The sequence below is a fragment of the Alteromonas sp. AWJ4_197 genome (genome assembly GCF_056160285.1).
In genome coordinates this window covers 499,414-514,309 of sequence record NZ_JBSWWW010000004.1, presented here as the reverse complement: position 1 = coordinate 514,309, position 14,896 = coordinate 499,414, and the positions used below count along the sequence as shown (strand labels likewise).

Sequence of the window (14,896 nt, the reverse complement as noted above, 5' to 3'; positions counted from 1 at the left end):
TTTCAGCACCGGCCTTTAATAATCTGCGCACCGGCAGCTATCAGTATTCGAACATCGCTGAGATAGACTCTTCATTGCTGATGCGGCGAATCGTTTCAGCCAGCATTTCAGACAATGTGAGTTGCTTCACTTTACCGGTTGCCTGCATGTCTTTTGACAGCGGAATACTGTCGGTAACAATGATTTCATCGATAACCGACTCTTTCAGGTTCTTTGGCGCGTTGCCTGAGAAGATAGCGTGAGTCGCGTAAGCATACACTTTGCGCGCGCCATGATTTTTCAGGGCTTCCGCAGCTTTCGCCAGCGTACCGCCGGTGTCAATCATGTCGTCAACAATGATGCAGTCACGGTCTTTCACATCACCGATAATATTCATCACCTGAGAAACGTTCGCTTTCGGACGACGTTTATCGATGATTGCCAGTTCTGCATCATTCAGCAGTTTAGCCGTTGCACGGGCACGTACTACGCCGCCAATGTCCGGAGACACAACAATCGGGTCAACAAAATCACGCTGAACCATGTCTGCAAGCAGGATAGGTGTACCGAAAGCGTTATCTACCGGTACATCGAAGAAACCCTGGATTTGCTCTGCGTGCAGGTCGATGGTCAGTACGCGGTCAACACCCACGTTAGACAGAAAATCTGCGACCACACGGGCTGTGATTGGCACCCTGGCTGAGCGGACGCGACGGTCTTGTCTCGCATAGCCGAAATAGGGAATAACAGCAGTAATACGTCCTGCTGATGCACGACGCAGGGCGTCGATCATCACAATCAATTCCATCAGGTTGTCGTTGGTTGGTGCACAGGTAGACTGGATAATAAAAACGTCCGAGCCACGGACGTTTTCATGAATTTCTACACTGATCTCACCGTCGCTAAAGCGACCAACACTGGCGTTACCAAGTTTGGTATAAAGGCGTTCTGCAACCTTATGGGCAAGTTCGGGGACGGCGTTGCCTGCAAAGAGCTTCATATCTGGCACAAGTGTTTCCTCGGTGCGTTTGATAAAGGAGGTGGCTGGGGTAGCTGGACTCGAACCAACGAATGGCGGGATCAAAACCCGCTGCCTTACCAACTTGGCTATACCCCAAAAATTTAGTTCATGTCCGATGCTTCGTTCACGTATTTTAGCTTTTGTTGTAATGGCGACATATTCACACCTTTAGCAACAAAACCGGACCATTCTGCGGGCAATTTCCCGAGAACCTGTCTGGCTGAATTTTCATCACTAAATACAGAAAATACGCACGCGCCTGTGCCCGTCATCCGCGACGGTGCGAATTGTAGCAACCACTGTAATAATATTGCAACTTCCGGATGCTTTTTACAGACAATACTCTGGCAATCATTATGCGTTGCAGCGAAAGTATAATTGTGCCACTCCATGGCCGGTGTGTTGCGGGGCAGGGCAGGCTCTCTGAAAATATCAGCGGTGCCTACGTGTATACCCGGATTGACAACCAGATACCATTGTTCGTCTAAATCAGCGGGACTGATGTGCTCGCCCACACCGCCGGCGAAACCCGTGCGGCCTTCAACAAAGATAGGTACGTCGGCGCCCAGACGCAAACCTAACCCGGCCAGCTCTGCTGTACTCAGGCCGCACTGCCACAAGTAGTTCAGAGCAACCAGCACTGTGGCGGCGTTAGATGAGCCCCCGCCAATACCGCCACCCATGGGCAGTGACTTTTTCAACCGGATGTTTGCGCCTTTGTCTGTTCCCGTGTGTTCCTTTAACAGCCTGGCTGCTTTTACGATCAGATTATCTTCATCATTCACACCGGGAATCGACGGATTAAGGGTGATATTGCCGTCGTTGGTGACATCAAAAGCCAGTTCATCTCCCCGGTCCAGTAACTGAAACAGGGTCTGAAGCTGATGGTAACCGTTATCGTATTTACCGAGGATATGAAGGAATAAATTCAGTTTGGCCGGGCTGGGCCACCATTCACTGTGTTGCATTACTGTATGGTCCACTCATCAATCCGGATTTTTATCCATATTTTTGTGTTGTCTGTGCGGGTAAGCATTAACTGATGCGGTAACCACAGTCCTGCTTCCTCACCATAGTTGCTGTAACTGACTTGCCAGTTGCCGCAGGCTTCACAGCCCGGAGAAAGGGAAGCCAGTAGTTGTTTATCGTTGAGCTTGTAGTCGTCACCCAGTAAAGGCAGCCCTTTCACCCAGTTCAGCAGCTTGCCGGCGGGAATATCCCAGCCGGTTGTCTGGTAAATCAGACGTGCCGGACTGGTGTCCTGCCAGCGCTTATCGTCAGCTTCCAGTGTAGCCATGCCGTCACTGAAATCGATATTCGCCAGGGTAATACCCAGCATATTGGTTAAACGGAAATTAAAATCGGGCTCATCGGTTTTCCAGTTTACGTGAGCGCTTACAGCTTCTTTTTCATTGCGGATAGCCATCTTACCTTTCATCTGCCAGCGGGTGACGGATTTCAGCTTCTCAAGCTGTGAAGGCAGGTTTACTGCGGTCTCCGGACCATCCGGCAGAGTGGTACAGGCTGATAACAGGGCGATAAACAGACCTGCAAAAAGTATTCGGAAAATCATGAACGATTATGATCCTACGCAATGCAACGGGATGATTGCTTCAAAACTCAGGGATCTAATGGGAACACAGTTTCAGGAGTACTTTCAATCATTTTGGGTTTTTCGTACAATGCCGCTCCGACGATGCCAGCATAAATATTGATGACCCTTACTGCCCTCGGAATAAACCACAAAACTGCACCTGTTGCGTTACGCGAAAAAGTCGCCTTTACACCGGATTCTCTGGTGTCTGCGCTCGCCTCGCTGAAGCAGATAGACGGTATTGAAGAATCTGTCATCGTGTCTACCTGTAACCGCACTGAAGTCTACGTAAAAGGGGCCGGTGAGGCTGCGTTGCTGCTCGACTGGTTATCTGCCTTTCATGATGTGAAACGGGAAGATATTGAACAGAACAGCTATCTTTACCAGCAGGAAGACGCAGTAAAGCATGTTATGCGGGTAGCAAGCGGGCTGGATTCGTTGATCCTCGGTGAGCCGCAAATTCTCGGACAGATCAAACAGGCATTCAGTGACGCAAAGCATTCCGGTACTGTGGGGGCAGAGTTCGAGCGGTTATTCCAGCACACGTTCTCTGTGGCTAAAAAAGTACGCTCTGAAACAGAAATTGGTGCTAACGCAGTATCTGTGGCCTTTGCTGCGGTGCAACTGGCCAAACATATATTCAGCGCATTACCAAAGCGTTCAGTATTACTGGTAGGTGCCGGCGAAACCATTGAACTGGTTGCCCAACATTTAAAAGAGCAGGGTGTTCAGCGTCTTGCCGTTGCCAACCGTACCGTAGCCAGAGCTGAGAATCTGGCGGCGAATCTGGGCGCAGATGTACTCACACTGTCTCAGTTGCCTGAACATCTTCACGATTTTGATATTGTCATCAGTTCTACAGCCAGCCAGTTGCCATTGATTGGTAAAGGGATGGTGGAAAAGGCCTTAAAGCAGCGCCGTAACATGCCCATGTTTCTTGTTGATCTGGCGGTTCCCCGTGACATTGAGTCTCAGGTTAATGAACTCGGCGATGCCTACCTTTATACTGTTGATGATTTGCAGCATATCGTTGAGCAGAATCTAGCTTCCCGTGAAATGGCCGCGCAGGACGCTGAAAAAATCATCGATGATCAGGCTTCCGTATTTTTAAGCTGGAAACAGGCGCAGCATTCCATTGATTTGGTGCGTCAGTACCGTCAGAAAGGCATGGCATCCAGAGATGAGCTGGTCGCACGGGCGATGAACCAGTTGTCGGAAGGCCGCAACGCGGAAGACGTTGTACAGGAACTGGCCTATAAACTCACCAATGCGTTGATGCACGGGCCTACCCGTGTATTGCGGGACGCTGCACACGAAAATAATGCCGCGCTGACTCAATGGCTGGGTCAGGCGATGGATCTTGCCGGTAACGGGCAGGACAAAGAAGGGTAAAACAGAATATGAAAGAATCGGTGACCAGAAAGCTCGAGAACCTGGTGGAAAGGTTTGACGAGGTTCAGGCATTGCTTGGTGATCCCGGTACGATTTCCAATCAGGATAAATTCCGTGCGTTGTCAAAAGAGTTCAGTCAGCTGGAAGATGTTGTAAAAGGCTTTAATGCTTTTCAGCAGGCTGAAGAAAATCTTGCTTCTGCGCTGGAAATGATGGAAGAAGACGATGCCGAAATGCGCGAAATGGCGCAGGAAGAAATGAAGCAGGCAAAAGAAGACATTGCACGCCTTGAAAGCGAACTGCAAATTCTTCTGTTACCTAAAGATCCCAACGACGACCACAACTGCTTTTTGGAAATCCGTGCCGGTGCCGGCGGTGATGAGGCGGCTATTTTTGCTGGTGATCTGTTCCGTATGTACAGCCGCTATGCCGAATCAAAGGGCTGGCGCGTAGAGGTGGTCAGTCAGAATGAAGGTGAGCACGGTGGCTTTAAAGAAGTCATCGCCAACCTTTCCGGTGAAGGCGTTTACGGTATTATGAAATTTGAATCCGGCGGACACCGGGTACAGCGTGTGCCGGAAACTGAGTCCCAGGGACGTATCCACACGTCAGCCTGTACCGTCGCGGTATTGCCTGAGATCCCTGAGTCTGAAGCCATTGAAATTAATCCGGCAGACCTGCGTGTTGATACCTTCCGTGCATCCGGTGCCGGTGGTCAGCACGTTAACAAAACAGACTCTGCTATCCGGATGACTCACATTCCAACCGGTCTTGTGGTTGAGTGTCAGGATGAGCGTTCACAGCACAAAAACCGTGCTAAGGCCATGTCTGTACTGCAGGCCCGTCTTAATCAGCTCGAAGAAGAAAAGCGGGCGAAAGAAGAGGCTACCACCCGCCGCAATCTGGTGGGCAGTGGTGACCGTTCTGAGCGTATCCGTACTTACAACTTTCCCCAGGGCCGTGTGACTGATCACCGCATCAACCTGACCCTGTACCGTCTTGATGAGGTCATTGAAGGGGATCTGGCTGCGCTGGCTGATCCTATCCGTCAGGAACACCAGGCCGATCTGCTGGCTTCACTGGCAGACGAATAATGTCAGTCACCATTGCCTGTGCACTTCAACAGGCAAAAGAAGCGCTGGCAGGGGGAGAGTCTCCTGCCACCGACGCAAAAGTACTGCTGGCCCATGTACTGGGCCAGACACAAACCTGGTTGTACACCTGGAGTGATAAAGTACTTAAGGACGAGGAGCTTAACCGCTTCAGACAGCTTATCAGTGAAAGAAAAACAGGCCGGCCGGTGGCGCATCTGACCGGTAACCGCGACTTCTGGACACTGACACTCAATGTGAATCCTGCCACGCTTATCCCGCGTCCGGAAACCGAGCTGCTGGTGGAGAAAGCGCTGGAACTGCTTCCTTCTGAGCCTTGCAATGTGTGTGACCTGGGCACCGGAACAGGCGCTGTGGCGCTGGCACTGGCCAGCGAAAGACCGGACATTCAGGTCACCGGTACAGATCGCATTGAAGAGGCTGTCGACCTCGCTAAACAAAATGCAGCACTGAATCACATCACTAACGTCTCATTTATCGTCAGCCACTGGTTTGATGCCCTGAAAGATAAGCAGTTTGATATGCTGGTGACCAATCCCCCTTATGTGGAATCAGACAGTCACTATCTGCAACAAGGTGATGTCCGCTTCGAACCCCTGTCAGCGCTCACCGCCGGTGAGGACGGGCTTGATGATATCCGGCTTATCATCAGTCAGGCATCAGTCTGTCTTAAGCCAGGCGGATGGCTGCTTATTGAACATGGCAGTGAGCAGGGCGGTGCAATCCGCGGACTGTTTAATGACAGCGGTTACACCATGGCAAACACCTTTGCCGATCTTGCCGGTCTTGACCGGATAACTATTGCGAAAAGACCTGCTTGCGAATAATTCCTCTTACAGTATGCTTTAACCGGCCTTTTATAAAAATGGAATGCTGTAAATGACTGATGATTTCCTGTTTGCGGACGATGACGACGAGGAATTAACAGAGGAACTTGGCGTCTGGAAGGTGCTCATTGTTGACGATGAGCCGGAAGTACACGCGGTGACAAAACTGGCGTTGAGCGATTTTGTGCTGGATGATAAGCGGCTGGAATTTGTCAGCGCCTACAGCGGCGAAGAAGCCAAAACCTACTTTCGTGAAAATGACGACGTGGCTGTGGTGCTGCTTGATGTGGTGATGGAAACCGATAATGCCGGGCTTGAAGTCGCAGAATACATCAGAGAAACACTGGATAATCATTTTACCCGCATCATTCTGCGGACCGGACAACCCGGACAGGCACCGGAACGGGATGTGATTGTTGATTATGATATTAACGATTACAAGTCAAAAACCGAACTCACCGCGCAGAAGCTGTTTACTGTCATGATTGCGGCATTGCGATCGTATCGCGATATCGTCGTGATTGAGGAAAGCCGCGCCGGTCTTGAAAAAATTATTGATGCTTCCGCCGACCTGTTTACTTCCCGATCCCTTGAAAAATTCATGCGGGGTATCATTCAGCAACTTTCCTCTATTCTCGGATTCTCCAAAGACGCCGCCTATATCACCAATGCCGTGGCGGTGCCGCGACCCGTCACGCAGTCTTTACCGCAGGAACTGTTTGTGTTTGCCGGCAATGGCGAATATGCCGGTCAGGAAGGGAAATCGTTGATTGATGCGTTGCCCGCAGAAGCGTATTTGTTGTGCCAGCGGGCGTTAAAAGAGCAGAGCATTATCTTTGGCGAAGATTATGTGGTGGCTTACTGCTTCAGTAAGCACTACAAGGGGTCATTACTGTATTTATCCGGCATCCCCCGTAAGCTCAGCGAAACAAATATGCATTTATTGCAGTTGTTCTCAGAAAATGTGCAGCTGGCATTTGAAAATGTGCTTATCAGTCAGGAAGTGGAAACCACCCAGCGGGAAATCATTGAGCGGTTGGGTAAAGCCATGGAACGTGACAGTGAAACCAGCAAGCATATCCGCCGGATGGTCGATATGGCTGAGTTACTGGCACGATATGCCGGGCTGGGCGAAGCACAAATCATGACGCTGCGGCTTGCTATTCCGTTGCATGATGTGGGAAATGCACATATTTCGTCACAAATCCTGACAAAAACAGATGTACTGACGGAAGAAGAACGTTTTGCCATCCGCCAGCATGCGGAATTTGGCTATCAGATATTAAAAGACTCAGACAGTCCTACCATTCAGCTGGCTTCCGTACTTGCTAAAGAACATCATGAACGGTGGGACGGACAAGGCTATCCTGAAGGACTGAAAGGTGAAGAAATCCAGTTGGAAAGCCGGATCGCGGCTATCGTCGATGTGTTTGATGCACTGATGAACAAGCGCCCGTACAAAGAAGCCTGGTCGCTGGAAAAAACCGTCAGCACGTTGAAGGCGGAAAGCGGACGGCATTTTGATCCGCAGCTGGTCAGCTATATGCTGTCGAATATTGGCCGTTTCGAAGAAATTCAACGCCGGCTGGCGGACGACATATCACAATAATAAAGAGGTTGTTATGTATTTAATGGCTAAGCATTTGCACCTTACGGCCATCGCTCTCAGTGTATTTCTGTTTATTTTCAGATTTATGCTGTCCCAGTTTAACAGTGAGTTACTGACCAGAAAGTGGCTTAAAATTCTCCCTCATGTCATCGACACCTGCCTTCTGGCCAGTGCGCTATGGCTATGTTTTCTTATTGGCCAGTATCCGTTTGTGCAGGGCTGGCTGACCTTCAAAGTGGTCGGGCTGGTGGCCTATATTCTGATGGGGATGTTTGCGCTTAAATGGGGGCGGAACAAGCCACTGCGCTGGATCGGTTTTATCGGTGCATTAACCTGGTTAGGGTTAATCGCCAGGGTTGCAATATCAAAGCAACCGTTGTTTTTTTAATTTGGAAGTAAATAATGACACAGTCCCGTACTGAAATTCAGGTTGGCGATATTACTGTTGCTAACGACAAGCCGTTTGTATTATTTGGTGGCATGAATGTGCTTGAATCCCGTGATCTGGCAATGCAAATTGCTGAACACTATGTGGAAGTGACGACACGGCTGGGCATCCCATACGTATTTAAAGCCTCTTTTGATAAAGCAAACCGCTCTTCTGTAACGTCTTACCGCGGACCGGGCATGGAAGAAGGCTTAAAGATTTTTGAAGAAATCAAATCTACTTTTAATGTACCTGTGATCACCGATGTCCATGAGCCTCATCAGGCGGCACCTGTGGCGGAAGTCGCGGATGTTATTCAGCTACCGGCCTTTCTCGCCCGCCAGACCGATCTGGTGGTGGCAATGGCAGAGACCGGTGCGGTCATTAATGTGAAAAAACCTCAGTTTCTGGCTCCCCATGAAATGCGTCATATTATCGGTAAACTCGGGGAAGCCGGTAACGATAAGGTGATTCTGTGTGAACGGGGCAGTTGCTTTGGATATAACAATCTGGTTGTCGATATGCTGGGCATGGATGCAATGAAAGCGTATGCACCGGTAATTTTCGATGCTACTCATGCGTTGCAGATGCCGGGAGGCAGAGCTACTTCAGCAGATGGCCGCCGTGCACAGGCTGCGCAACTGGCGCGTAGTGGTATGGCTTTAGGTCTTGCCGGTTTATTTATCGAAGCGCATCCGAATCCGGACGAAGCGAAATGTGACGGACCATGTGCGTTGCCATTGTCAAAGCTGGAACCGTATTTACAGCAAATGAAAGCGTTAGATGAGTTAGTAAAAGGGTTTGCGGCGCTGGATACCAGTGCAAACTAGATGAAACGCTGAAAACGGTGCCCGGCAACACTGTTGCCTGGCACCGAATCAGGTGTGAAAAAAGGGCTTATTCGCTGCGGTTTTCTTCCTTAGCGTCGCGATTGTCTTTTTCGTTCATCGCGATAAGTGTACTGGCTACGTGCTGTTGCACTTCTGCGGCCAGAGCAGCCTTAACTTGTTCCTGAACACTGACCATTTCTACAGACAGTTCAAGGGTATTCATAGCAGGTACCACAGGCATAGAAGCCGGCAGTTCCTGAGAAATAGTTGGGTAAGCAGTGGTTGCCGCTAAGATAACAGCCATCTGGCTGAAGAATTTTTTGAATTTAGTCATATCACACCTAATAAAATTAATTTAAAATTCGTTAACAAATTAAGCTTTCTTGTTAACATTGCACTTGTCTAACTGATTGATTGAAAAGTGCTGTGCTTTGAAAGCGTGCGAATAATAAACAGATTTTACTCGTCTTTAAAACGAGTAAAAGTAGGGTTTAAGGATTAGAAAAACTAATGCTTTATCACGTTGGTCATTTAGCTACCGGAGGGAAGCGTGCATAGACGTTTGCCGCCGCTGAATGCGCTGAAAGCCTTTGAAGCCGCCGCCAGGCACCTGAGTTTTACCAAAGCCGCCGAAGAATTATTCGTTACCCAGGCTGCTGTCAGTCATCAAATTAAAGCGCTCGAAGAATTCTTATCAATGAAGTTGTTTCTTCGCCGAAACCGGACATTGCTCCTTACTGAAGAAGGACAGGCATATTTTCTTGAGCTGAAAGATATCTTTAAACATCTTCAGGAAGCCACAGAACGATTGCTGGCAAAAGGCAGTAAAGGAGCGATTACCGTTGCTATGCCGCCAAGTTTTGCCAGCCAGTGGCTGGTACCCCGTATCAGTCGTTTCAGCATTGAGCATCCGGATATTGATGTTCGTATTAAAGCGGTAGATTTCGATGAAGGGTTTTTAGAAGACGATGTGGATGTGGCCATTTATTACGGTAAGGGCCGCTGGAGCGGTGTGAAAGCCGATAAACTGCATACCGAGTACCTTACTCCGTTGTGCTCTCCAATGTTGTTTAACGGCCCTAAACCGTTGAACAGCCTGAGTGATTTGAAACACCATGTTCTGTTGCACGATTTAAGTCGTGAGGCCTGGAAAAACTGGTTGAAAAGTGTCGGCGTGTCCGGCGTGAATGTAAACCAGGGCCCGGTGTTCAGTCACTCCATGCTGGTGCTCCAGGCGGCTGCGCTGGGGCAGGGCATTGCGCTGGGTAACACTATTCTTGCCCGCCCGGAACTGGATGCCGGCCGTCTAATCATGCCTTTTGAAGAAAAAGTCGCCAGTCGGGATGCGTTTTATCTGGTTTGTGATGAAGCGCAGGCAGATTTAGGTAAAATCGCCGCGTTCAGAAGCTGGATATTGGCGCAGGTTGAAGAGGAACAATATGATGTCTGACATGATCACGGACCGGGCAGAGAATGAGGTCGCCGTTTTGATCCTCGCTCATGGTGCCGGTGCGGGAATGCAGTCTCCCTTTATGGCAGATATGGCTGCCTTACTGGCAGCACAGGGGATTACGGTGGCGCGTTTTGATTTTCCCTACATGCAGACCATAGCGGAAACCGGTAAAAGAAGACCACCGGATAAAATAGAAAAACTGGAAGCTTTTTATAAAGATCTGGTAGAGCAGGTGACTGAGAATAGCTCTTCGCCGGTATTTATCGGCGGCAAGTCTATGGGCGGTCGTGTGTCGACGATGATTCTTGAAGCAACAGAGGCGAAAGGCGCGGTGGTATTTGGTTATCCTTTTCATCCCCCCGGCAAGCCGGAAAAGCTGCGCACGGAACATCTGGTGAAGATGACAAAACCCGTATTCATCAATCAGGGTGAACGGGACACCTTCGGTACGCAAAGCGAAGTTGACGGTTACAACCTGTCGGGTCAGGTCACTTTGCATTATCTGGCTGACGGCGATCACAGTCTCAAGCCCCGTAAATCCAGCGGTTATACATTAAACGAACATATGCAGCAGGCGGCCTCAGCTTCAGCCGCTTTCATCAACAGGCTTATTTCATGTTAAAACCTTTTGTACTTACCGGTGCCATTGCTGCGCTGGCCGCGGTGATATTTGGCGCGTTCGGTGCGCATGCGCTGAAGTCAATACTCAGCGATTCACAACTGACATCATGGCATACCGCTGTGGACTATCAATTTTATCATGCGCTGGCGTTACTGATTTTGCCGGCACTGCGACACGCAGTGAGTAACAGGTTATTAAGTACTGCCGGTATTTGTTTTGTTGCCGGCATTGTTTTGTTCAGTGGCAGCATCTACTTACTCACCTTGCTGGAATGGCGCTTTCTCGGACCGGTAACGCCACTTGGCGGTTTATTCTTTATGATTGGCTGGGTGGCACTGATCACCGGTGTGGTAAAAGGAAAGTGGCATGAATAGTTTGCTGATTTATTGCCGCAGTGGTTATGAAGCTGATACCGCCGGGGAACTGACAGCATTATCCTCTGAAGCCGGTATTTACGGGTATCCGGTATTTGCGCCGGACCAGGGCTTCATTTTGTTTCATTTTTATGAGCAGGGCGATGCTGACCGGCTGGGTCAGCGTCTTGCTGTGGCTGATACCATTTTTCCCCGACAGATTGTGGTGGTCACCGCTCATCTTGAAGATCTCGATAAATCGAACCGGGCAGGTCCGGTACTGGCCGCCATCAGCGACGCAGACACGGATGAGTGGAAAAACACCTTATTGTTTGTCGAGCATGCCGATACTGAAGCAGGGAAAGCGCTGGCTAAATTCTGCCGGAAGTTCACTGTGCCACTGCGGCAAGGCTTAAGAAAGCAGGGAGCGCTAACATATAAAGAACGAGAAGACGGCAGGGCATTGCATGTTTTCTTCACTGATTATGACAATTGTTTCGTGGGCCATTCTTATCCGGCCATGCGAAGTCCCTTTGCTAACGGCATTTGTCGTCTGAAATTTCCGCCGAAAGCACCCAGCCGCTCGACTCTCAAGCTTGAGGAAGCCATTCTGACCATGCTGGACGATGAAGAACGCCGCGAAATTTTCCGTGAAGGCGCCCGTGCGGTAGATTTGGGGGCGTGTCCGGGTGGCTGGACGTATCAGCTGGTGATCCGCGAGATGGGCGTTGAGGCCATTGACAACGGTGCTATCGACGAAGAACTCATGGCAACAGGATTAGTGGACCATTATGCGGCAGACGGCTTTACTTATAAGCCCAAATTTGGCCGTGTAGATTTGCTGGTGTGTGATATGATAGAGCGCCCCGACAGGGTAGCGGTTCTCATGAGTGAGTGGCTTGAAAAAGGTTGGGCAGATCATGCGATTTTCAACCTTAAGCTGCCAATGAAGAGACGATACGACACGGTGACGGCCGCTATCGGGGAAATACAATCGCGACTTGGCAAAAAAGCTGGCGGCTTTCGGATGAAAGTCAGACACCTTTATCATAATCGCGACGAGGTTACTGTTACTGTCATAAAAGCTTAAATAAAGCCTTGTGATGGTAATTTATTGATTTTAAATGTAAAATTAAAGGCTTGGCGCGGAACTGCTGAATAAGTTTTAGACTTTTTTCGCAAAGGACTATAAATCTGGTATTGAAATCCTTTATAATCCCGCCGTTTTTTTACTCTGAACCAACGAAAGTGAACTAATGTCAGACTTATCTCTTTACAGAAACATTGGTATCTTCGCCCACGTAGACGCGGGTAAGACTACCACTACAGAACGTATTTTGAAGCTTACCGGTAAAATCCATAAAACTGGTGAGGTACACGATGGTGAGTCAACTACTGACTTCATGGAACAGGAAGCTGAGCGCGGTATTACTATCCAGTCTGCTGCGACTACTTGTTTCTGGAAAGACCACCGTATGAACATCATCGATACTCCGGGACACGTTGACTTCACAGTTGAAGTTTACCGTTCTCTGAAAGTATTGGATGGTGGTATCGGTGTTTTCTGTGGTTCAGGCGGTGTTGAGCCTCAGTCTGAAACTAACTGGCGTTATGCTAACGAATCAGAAGTTGCCCGTGTAATCTTCGTAAACAAACTGGACCGTATGGGTGCAGATTTCTACCGTGTTGTTGGCCAGGTTAAGAAAGTACTTGCTGCTAACCCGCTGGTAATGACGCTGCCAATCGGTATCGAAGACGAATTCAAAGGTGTTGTTAACCTGCTGGACATGAAAGCGTACATCTGGGATGACTCTGGCCTGCCAGAAAACTACGAAGTCGTTGATATCCCTGCTGACATGGTTGACAAAGCGAACGAGTACCGTGAGCAACTGGTTGAGACTGCTGTTGAGCAGGACGATGACCTGATGATGGCTTACATGGACGGCGAAGAACCTTCTCTGGAAGACATCAAGCGTTGTATCCGTAAAGGTACACGCGATATGTCATTCTTCCCGACTTACTGTGGTTCTGCATTTAAGAACAAAGGTATCCAACTGGTACTGGACGCAGTAATTGACTTCCTGCCTTCTCCTACAGAAGTTGATCCTCAGGAGCTGACTGACGAAGAAACTGGTGAACCTACTGGTGAAGTTGCCACTGTATCTGTTGACGAGCCGTTCCGTGCTCTGGCGTTCAAAATCATGGACGACCGTTTCGGTGCGCTGACCTTCATCCGTATCTACTCTGGTAAGCTGAACAAGGGTGATACTATCCTGAACTCTGCTACTGGTAAGACTGAGCGTATCGGTCGTATGGTAGAGATGCACGCCGATGAGCGTACAGAACTGACTTCTGCGCAGGCAGGTGACATTCTGGCTGTTGTAGGTATGAAGAACGTTCAGACTGGTCACACCCTGTGTGATCCAAAGAACCCTTGTACCCTTGAGCCAATGATCTTCCCTGAGCCTGTAATCTCTATCGCTGTTAAGCCTAAGGATAAAGGCGCTAACGAGAAGATGTCTATCGCTATCGGTAAACTGGTTGCAGAAGATCCTTCATTCCAGGTTGAAACTGATGAAGATTCTGGCGAAACCATCCTGAAAGGTATGGGTGAGCTTCACTTAGACATCAAAGTAGACATCCTGAAGCGTACTTACGGCGTTGAGCTGGAAGTTGGTCAGCCGCAGGTTGCTTACCGTGAAACTATCACTACTCCGGTAGAAGACAGCTACACGCACAAGAAACAGTCTGGTGGTTCTGGTCAGTTCGGTAAGATCGATTACCGTATCAAGCCAGGCGAGCAAAACTCTGGCTTTACGTTCAAATCTACCGTTGTTGGTGGTAACGTACCTAAAGAATTCTTCCCGGCTATCGAGAAGGGCTTTAAAGGTATGATGGACGAAGGTCCTCTGGCTGGTTATCCGGTACTGGATGTTGAAGTTGAACTGTACGACGGTGGTTTCCACGCAGTTGACTCATCAGCTATCGCGTTCGAAATTGCAGCGAAAGGTGCATTCCGTCAGTCTATGCCTAAAGCCGGTCCTCAACTGCTTGAGCCAGTGATGAAAGTTGACGTATTCAGCCCTGAAGACAATGTAGGTGACGTAATCGGTGACCTTAACCGTCGTCGTGGTATGATCAAAGACCAGGAAGCTGGTGCGACTGGTGTACGCATTAAGGCAGATGTACCTCTGTCTGAAATGTTCGGTTACATCGGTCACCTGCGTACTATTACATCTGGTCGTGGCCAGTTCTCTATGGAGTTCAGCCACTACTCAGCATGTCCTCAGAACGTAGCTGAAAAAGTAATGGAAGAAGCGAAAGCGCGTAAAAACGCTAAGTAATTCTTCTTGAAAGCTTTAAAAAACCCGCCATCCGGCGGGTTTTTTTATGGCTGGTAAAACTGTACTAAACCTGTACTTGCGACGACTCCGGCAGCTGATACATTTAAGTGGCTTAAAGGAGAGAGTTATGCAATGGATTGTTCACACACTAGCGACAGTGATCCCCCTCGGCTTTATCGTCTACTGGTTATGGTTCAGAAACGCCTGGTACAAGTCTATGCTTCGCAAAGGGAAGCAGGGCGGTAAAGATACCATCGCCATTTATCCTACCGTCGCCTCACTGCTCAGGCTGGAAGCGGCAGTCGTTGTACCTGTCAGCCGGGTAACCAAAGT

At 49.2% G+C, this 14,896-nt stretch carries 15 protein-coding genes and 1 tRNA gene; 11 read left to right on the top strand and 5 right to left on the bottom strand.

Annotated elements, in window-relative coordinates; genetic code table 11:
• Positions 1 to 40: 40 nt before the first annotated feature.
• The 4 genes from ACXAGC_RS11465 to lolB form a co-directional block, all read right to left on the bottom strand.
• Positions 41 to 988 (bottom strand): ribose-phosphate pyrophosphokinase, encoded by a 948-nt coding sequence (locus ACXAGC_RS11465; RefSeq protein ID WP_119501754.1) that lies wholly within the window; start codon positions 986 to 988, stop codon positions 41 to 43.
• A gap of 32 nt (positions 989 to 1,020) precedes the next feature.
• Positions 1,021 to 1,096: transfer RNA gene (locus ACXAGC_RS11460), tRNA-Gln, on the bottom strand.
• A gap of 5 nt (positions 1,097 to 1,101) precedes the next feature.
• On the bottom strand, positions 1,102 to 1,983 hold the full coding sequence (ispE, locus tag ACXAGC_RS11455) for a 4-(cytidine 5'-diphospho)-2-C-methyl-D-erythritol kinase (RefSeq protein WP_474844499.1): 882 nt from the start codon (positions 1,981 to 1,983) through the stop codon (positions 1,102 to 1,104).
• Complete coding sequence (gene lolB, locus ACXAGC_RS11450; RefSeq protein WP_474844498.1) at positions 1,968 to 2,573, bottom strand: lipoprotein insertase outer membrane protein LolB; 606 nt, start codon at positions 2,571 to 2,573, stop codon at positions 1,968 to 1,970. Before lolB ends, ispE begins: the two co-directional genes overlap by 16 nt.
• A gap of 141 nt (positions 2,574 to 2,714) precedes the next feature.
• On the opposite strand from lolB, the gene hemA reads away from it, so the two are divergent.
• The 6 genes from hemA to kdsA are packed head-to-tail and all read left to right on the top strand — an operon-like array spanning position 2,715 to position 8,791.
• Positions 2,715 to 3,986 (top strand): glutamyl-tRNA reductase, encoded by a 1,272-nt coding sequence (hemA, locus tag ACXAGC_RS11445; protein ID WP_303574159.1) that lies wholly within the window; start codon positions 2,715 to 2,717, stop codon positions 3,984 to 3,986.
• Between the two features lie 8 nt (positions 3,987 to 3,994).
• Positions 3,995 to 5,080: a peptide chain release factor 1 gene (gene prfA / locus ACXAGC_RS11440; protein WP_119501750.1), complete on the top strand. Its 1,086-nt coding sequence runs from the start codon at positions 3,995 to 3,997 to the stop codon at positions 5,078 to 5,080.
• Positions 5,080 to 5,925, top strand: coding sequence for a peptide chain release factor N(5)-glutamine methyltransferase (gene prmC / locus ACXAGC_RS11435; protein ID WP_474844497.1), 846 nt, complete (start codon positions 5,080 to 5,082; stop codon positions 5,923 to 5,925). The genes prfA and prmC overlap by 1 nt, the downstream gene beginning before the upstream one ends.
• 52 nt (positions 5,926 to 5,977) lie before the next feature.
• On the top strand, positions 5,978 to 7,534 hold the full coding sequence (locus ACXAGC_RS11430; protein WP_474844496.1) for a DUF3369 domain-containing protein: 1,557 nt from the start codon (positions 5,978 to 5,980) through the stop codon (positions 7,532 to 7,534).
• Between the two features lie 13 nt (positions 7,535 to 7,547).
• Positions 7,548 to 7,922 carry a SirB2 family protein gene (locus tag ACXAGC_RS11425; protein WP_303574140.1) on the top strand — a complete coding sequence of 125 codons (375 nt, stop codon included), beginning with the start codon at positions 7,548 to 7,550 and terminating at the stop codon, positions 7,920 to 7,922.
• Between the two features lie 14 nt (positions 7,923 to 7,936).
• A complete protein-coding gene (gene kdsA / locus ACXAGC_RS11420; RefSeq protein WP_474844495.1) occupies positions 7,937 to 8,791 on the top strand; it encodes a 3-deoxy-8-phosphooctulonate synthase in 855 nt (284 codons plus the stop codon).
• A 67-nt stretch (positions 8,792 to 8,858) separates the two neighbouring features.
• Here kdsA and ACXAGC_RS11415 read toward each other — a convergent pair whose 3' ends face one another.
• Positions 8,859 to 9,125, bottom strand: a complete 267-nt coding sequence (locus ACXAGC_RS11415) for a hypothetical protein (RefSeq protein ID WP_474844493.1) — start codon at positions 9,123 to 9,125, stop codon at positions 8,859 to 8,861.
• Positions 9,126 to 9,341: 216 nt separating this feature from the next.
• Between ACXAGC_RS11415 and ACXAGC_RS11410 the strand changes: the two genes are divergently transcribed.
• From ACXAGC_RS11410 to fusA, 5 genes are all read left to right on the top strand, one after another.
• Positions 9,342 to 10,241, top strand: coding sequence for a transcriptional regulator GcvA (locus ACXAGC_RS11410; RefSeq protein ID WP_119501744.1), 900 nt, complete (start codon positions 9,342 to 9,344; stop codon positions 10,239 to 10,241).
• Entirely contained in the window at positions 10,234 to 10,866 is a 633-nt protein-coding gene (locus ACXAGC_RS11405; protein WP_349587459.1) for an alpha/beta family hydrolase, read from the top strand. The genes ACXAGC_RS11410 and ACXAGC_RS11405 overlap by 8 nt, the downstream gene beginning before the upstream one ends.
• Positions 10,860 to 11,240: a DUF423 domain-containing protein gene (locus ACXAGC_RS11400; protein WP_474844492.1), complete on the top strand. Its 381-nt coding sequence runs from the start codon at positions 10,860 to 10,862 to the stop codon at positions 11,238 to 11,240. The genes ACXAGC_RS11405 and ACXAGC_RS11400 overlap by 7 nt, the downstream gene beginning before the upstream one ends.
• On the top strand, positions 11,233 to 12,309 hold the full coding sequence (gene rlmM / locus ACXAGC_RS11395) for a 23S rRNA (cytidine(2498)-2'-O)-methyltransferase RlmM (RefSeq protein WP_474844491.1): 1,077 nt from the start codon (positions 11,233 to 11,235) through the stop codon (positions 12,307 to 12,309). The genes ACXAGC_RS11400 and rlmM overlap by 8 nt, the downstream gene beginning before the upstream one ends.
• A gap of 166 nt (positions 12,310 to 12,475) precedes the next feature.
• Positions 12,476 to 14,563 (top strand): elongation factor G, encoded by a 2,088-nt coding sequence (fusA, locus tag ACXAGC_RS11390; protein WP_474844490.1) that lies wholly within the window; start codon positions 12,476 to 12,478, stop codon positions 14,561 to 14,563.
• Positions 14,564 to 14,896: the final 333 nt, after the last annotated feature.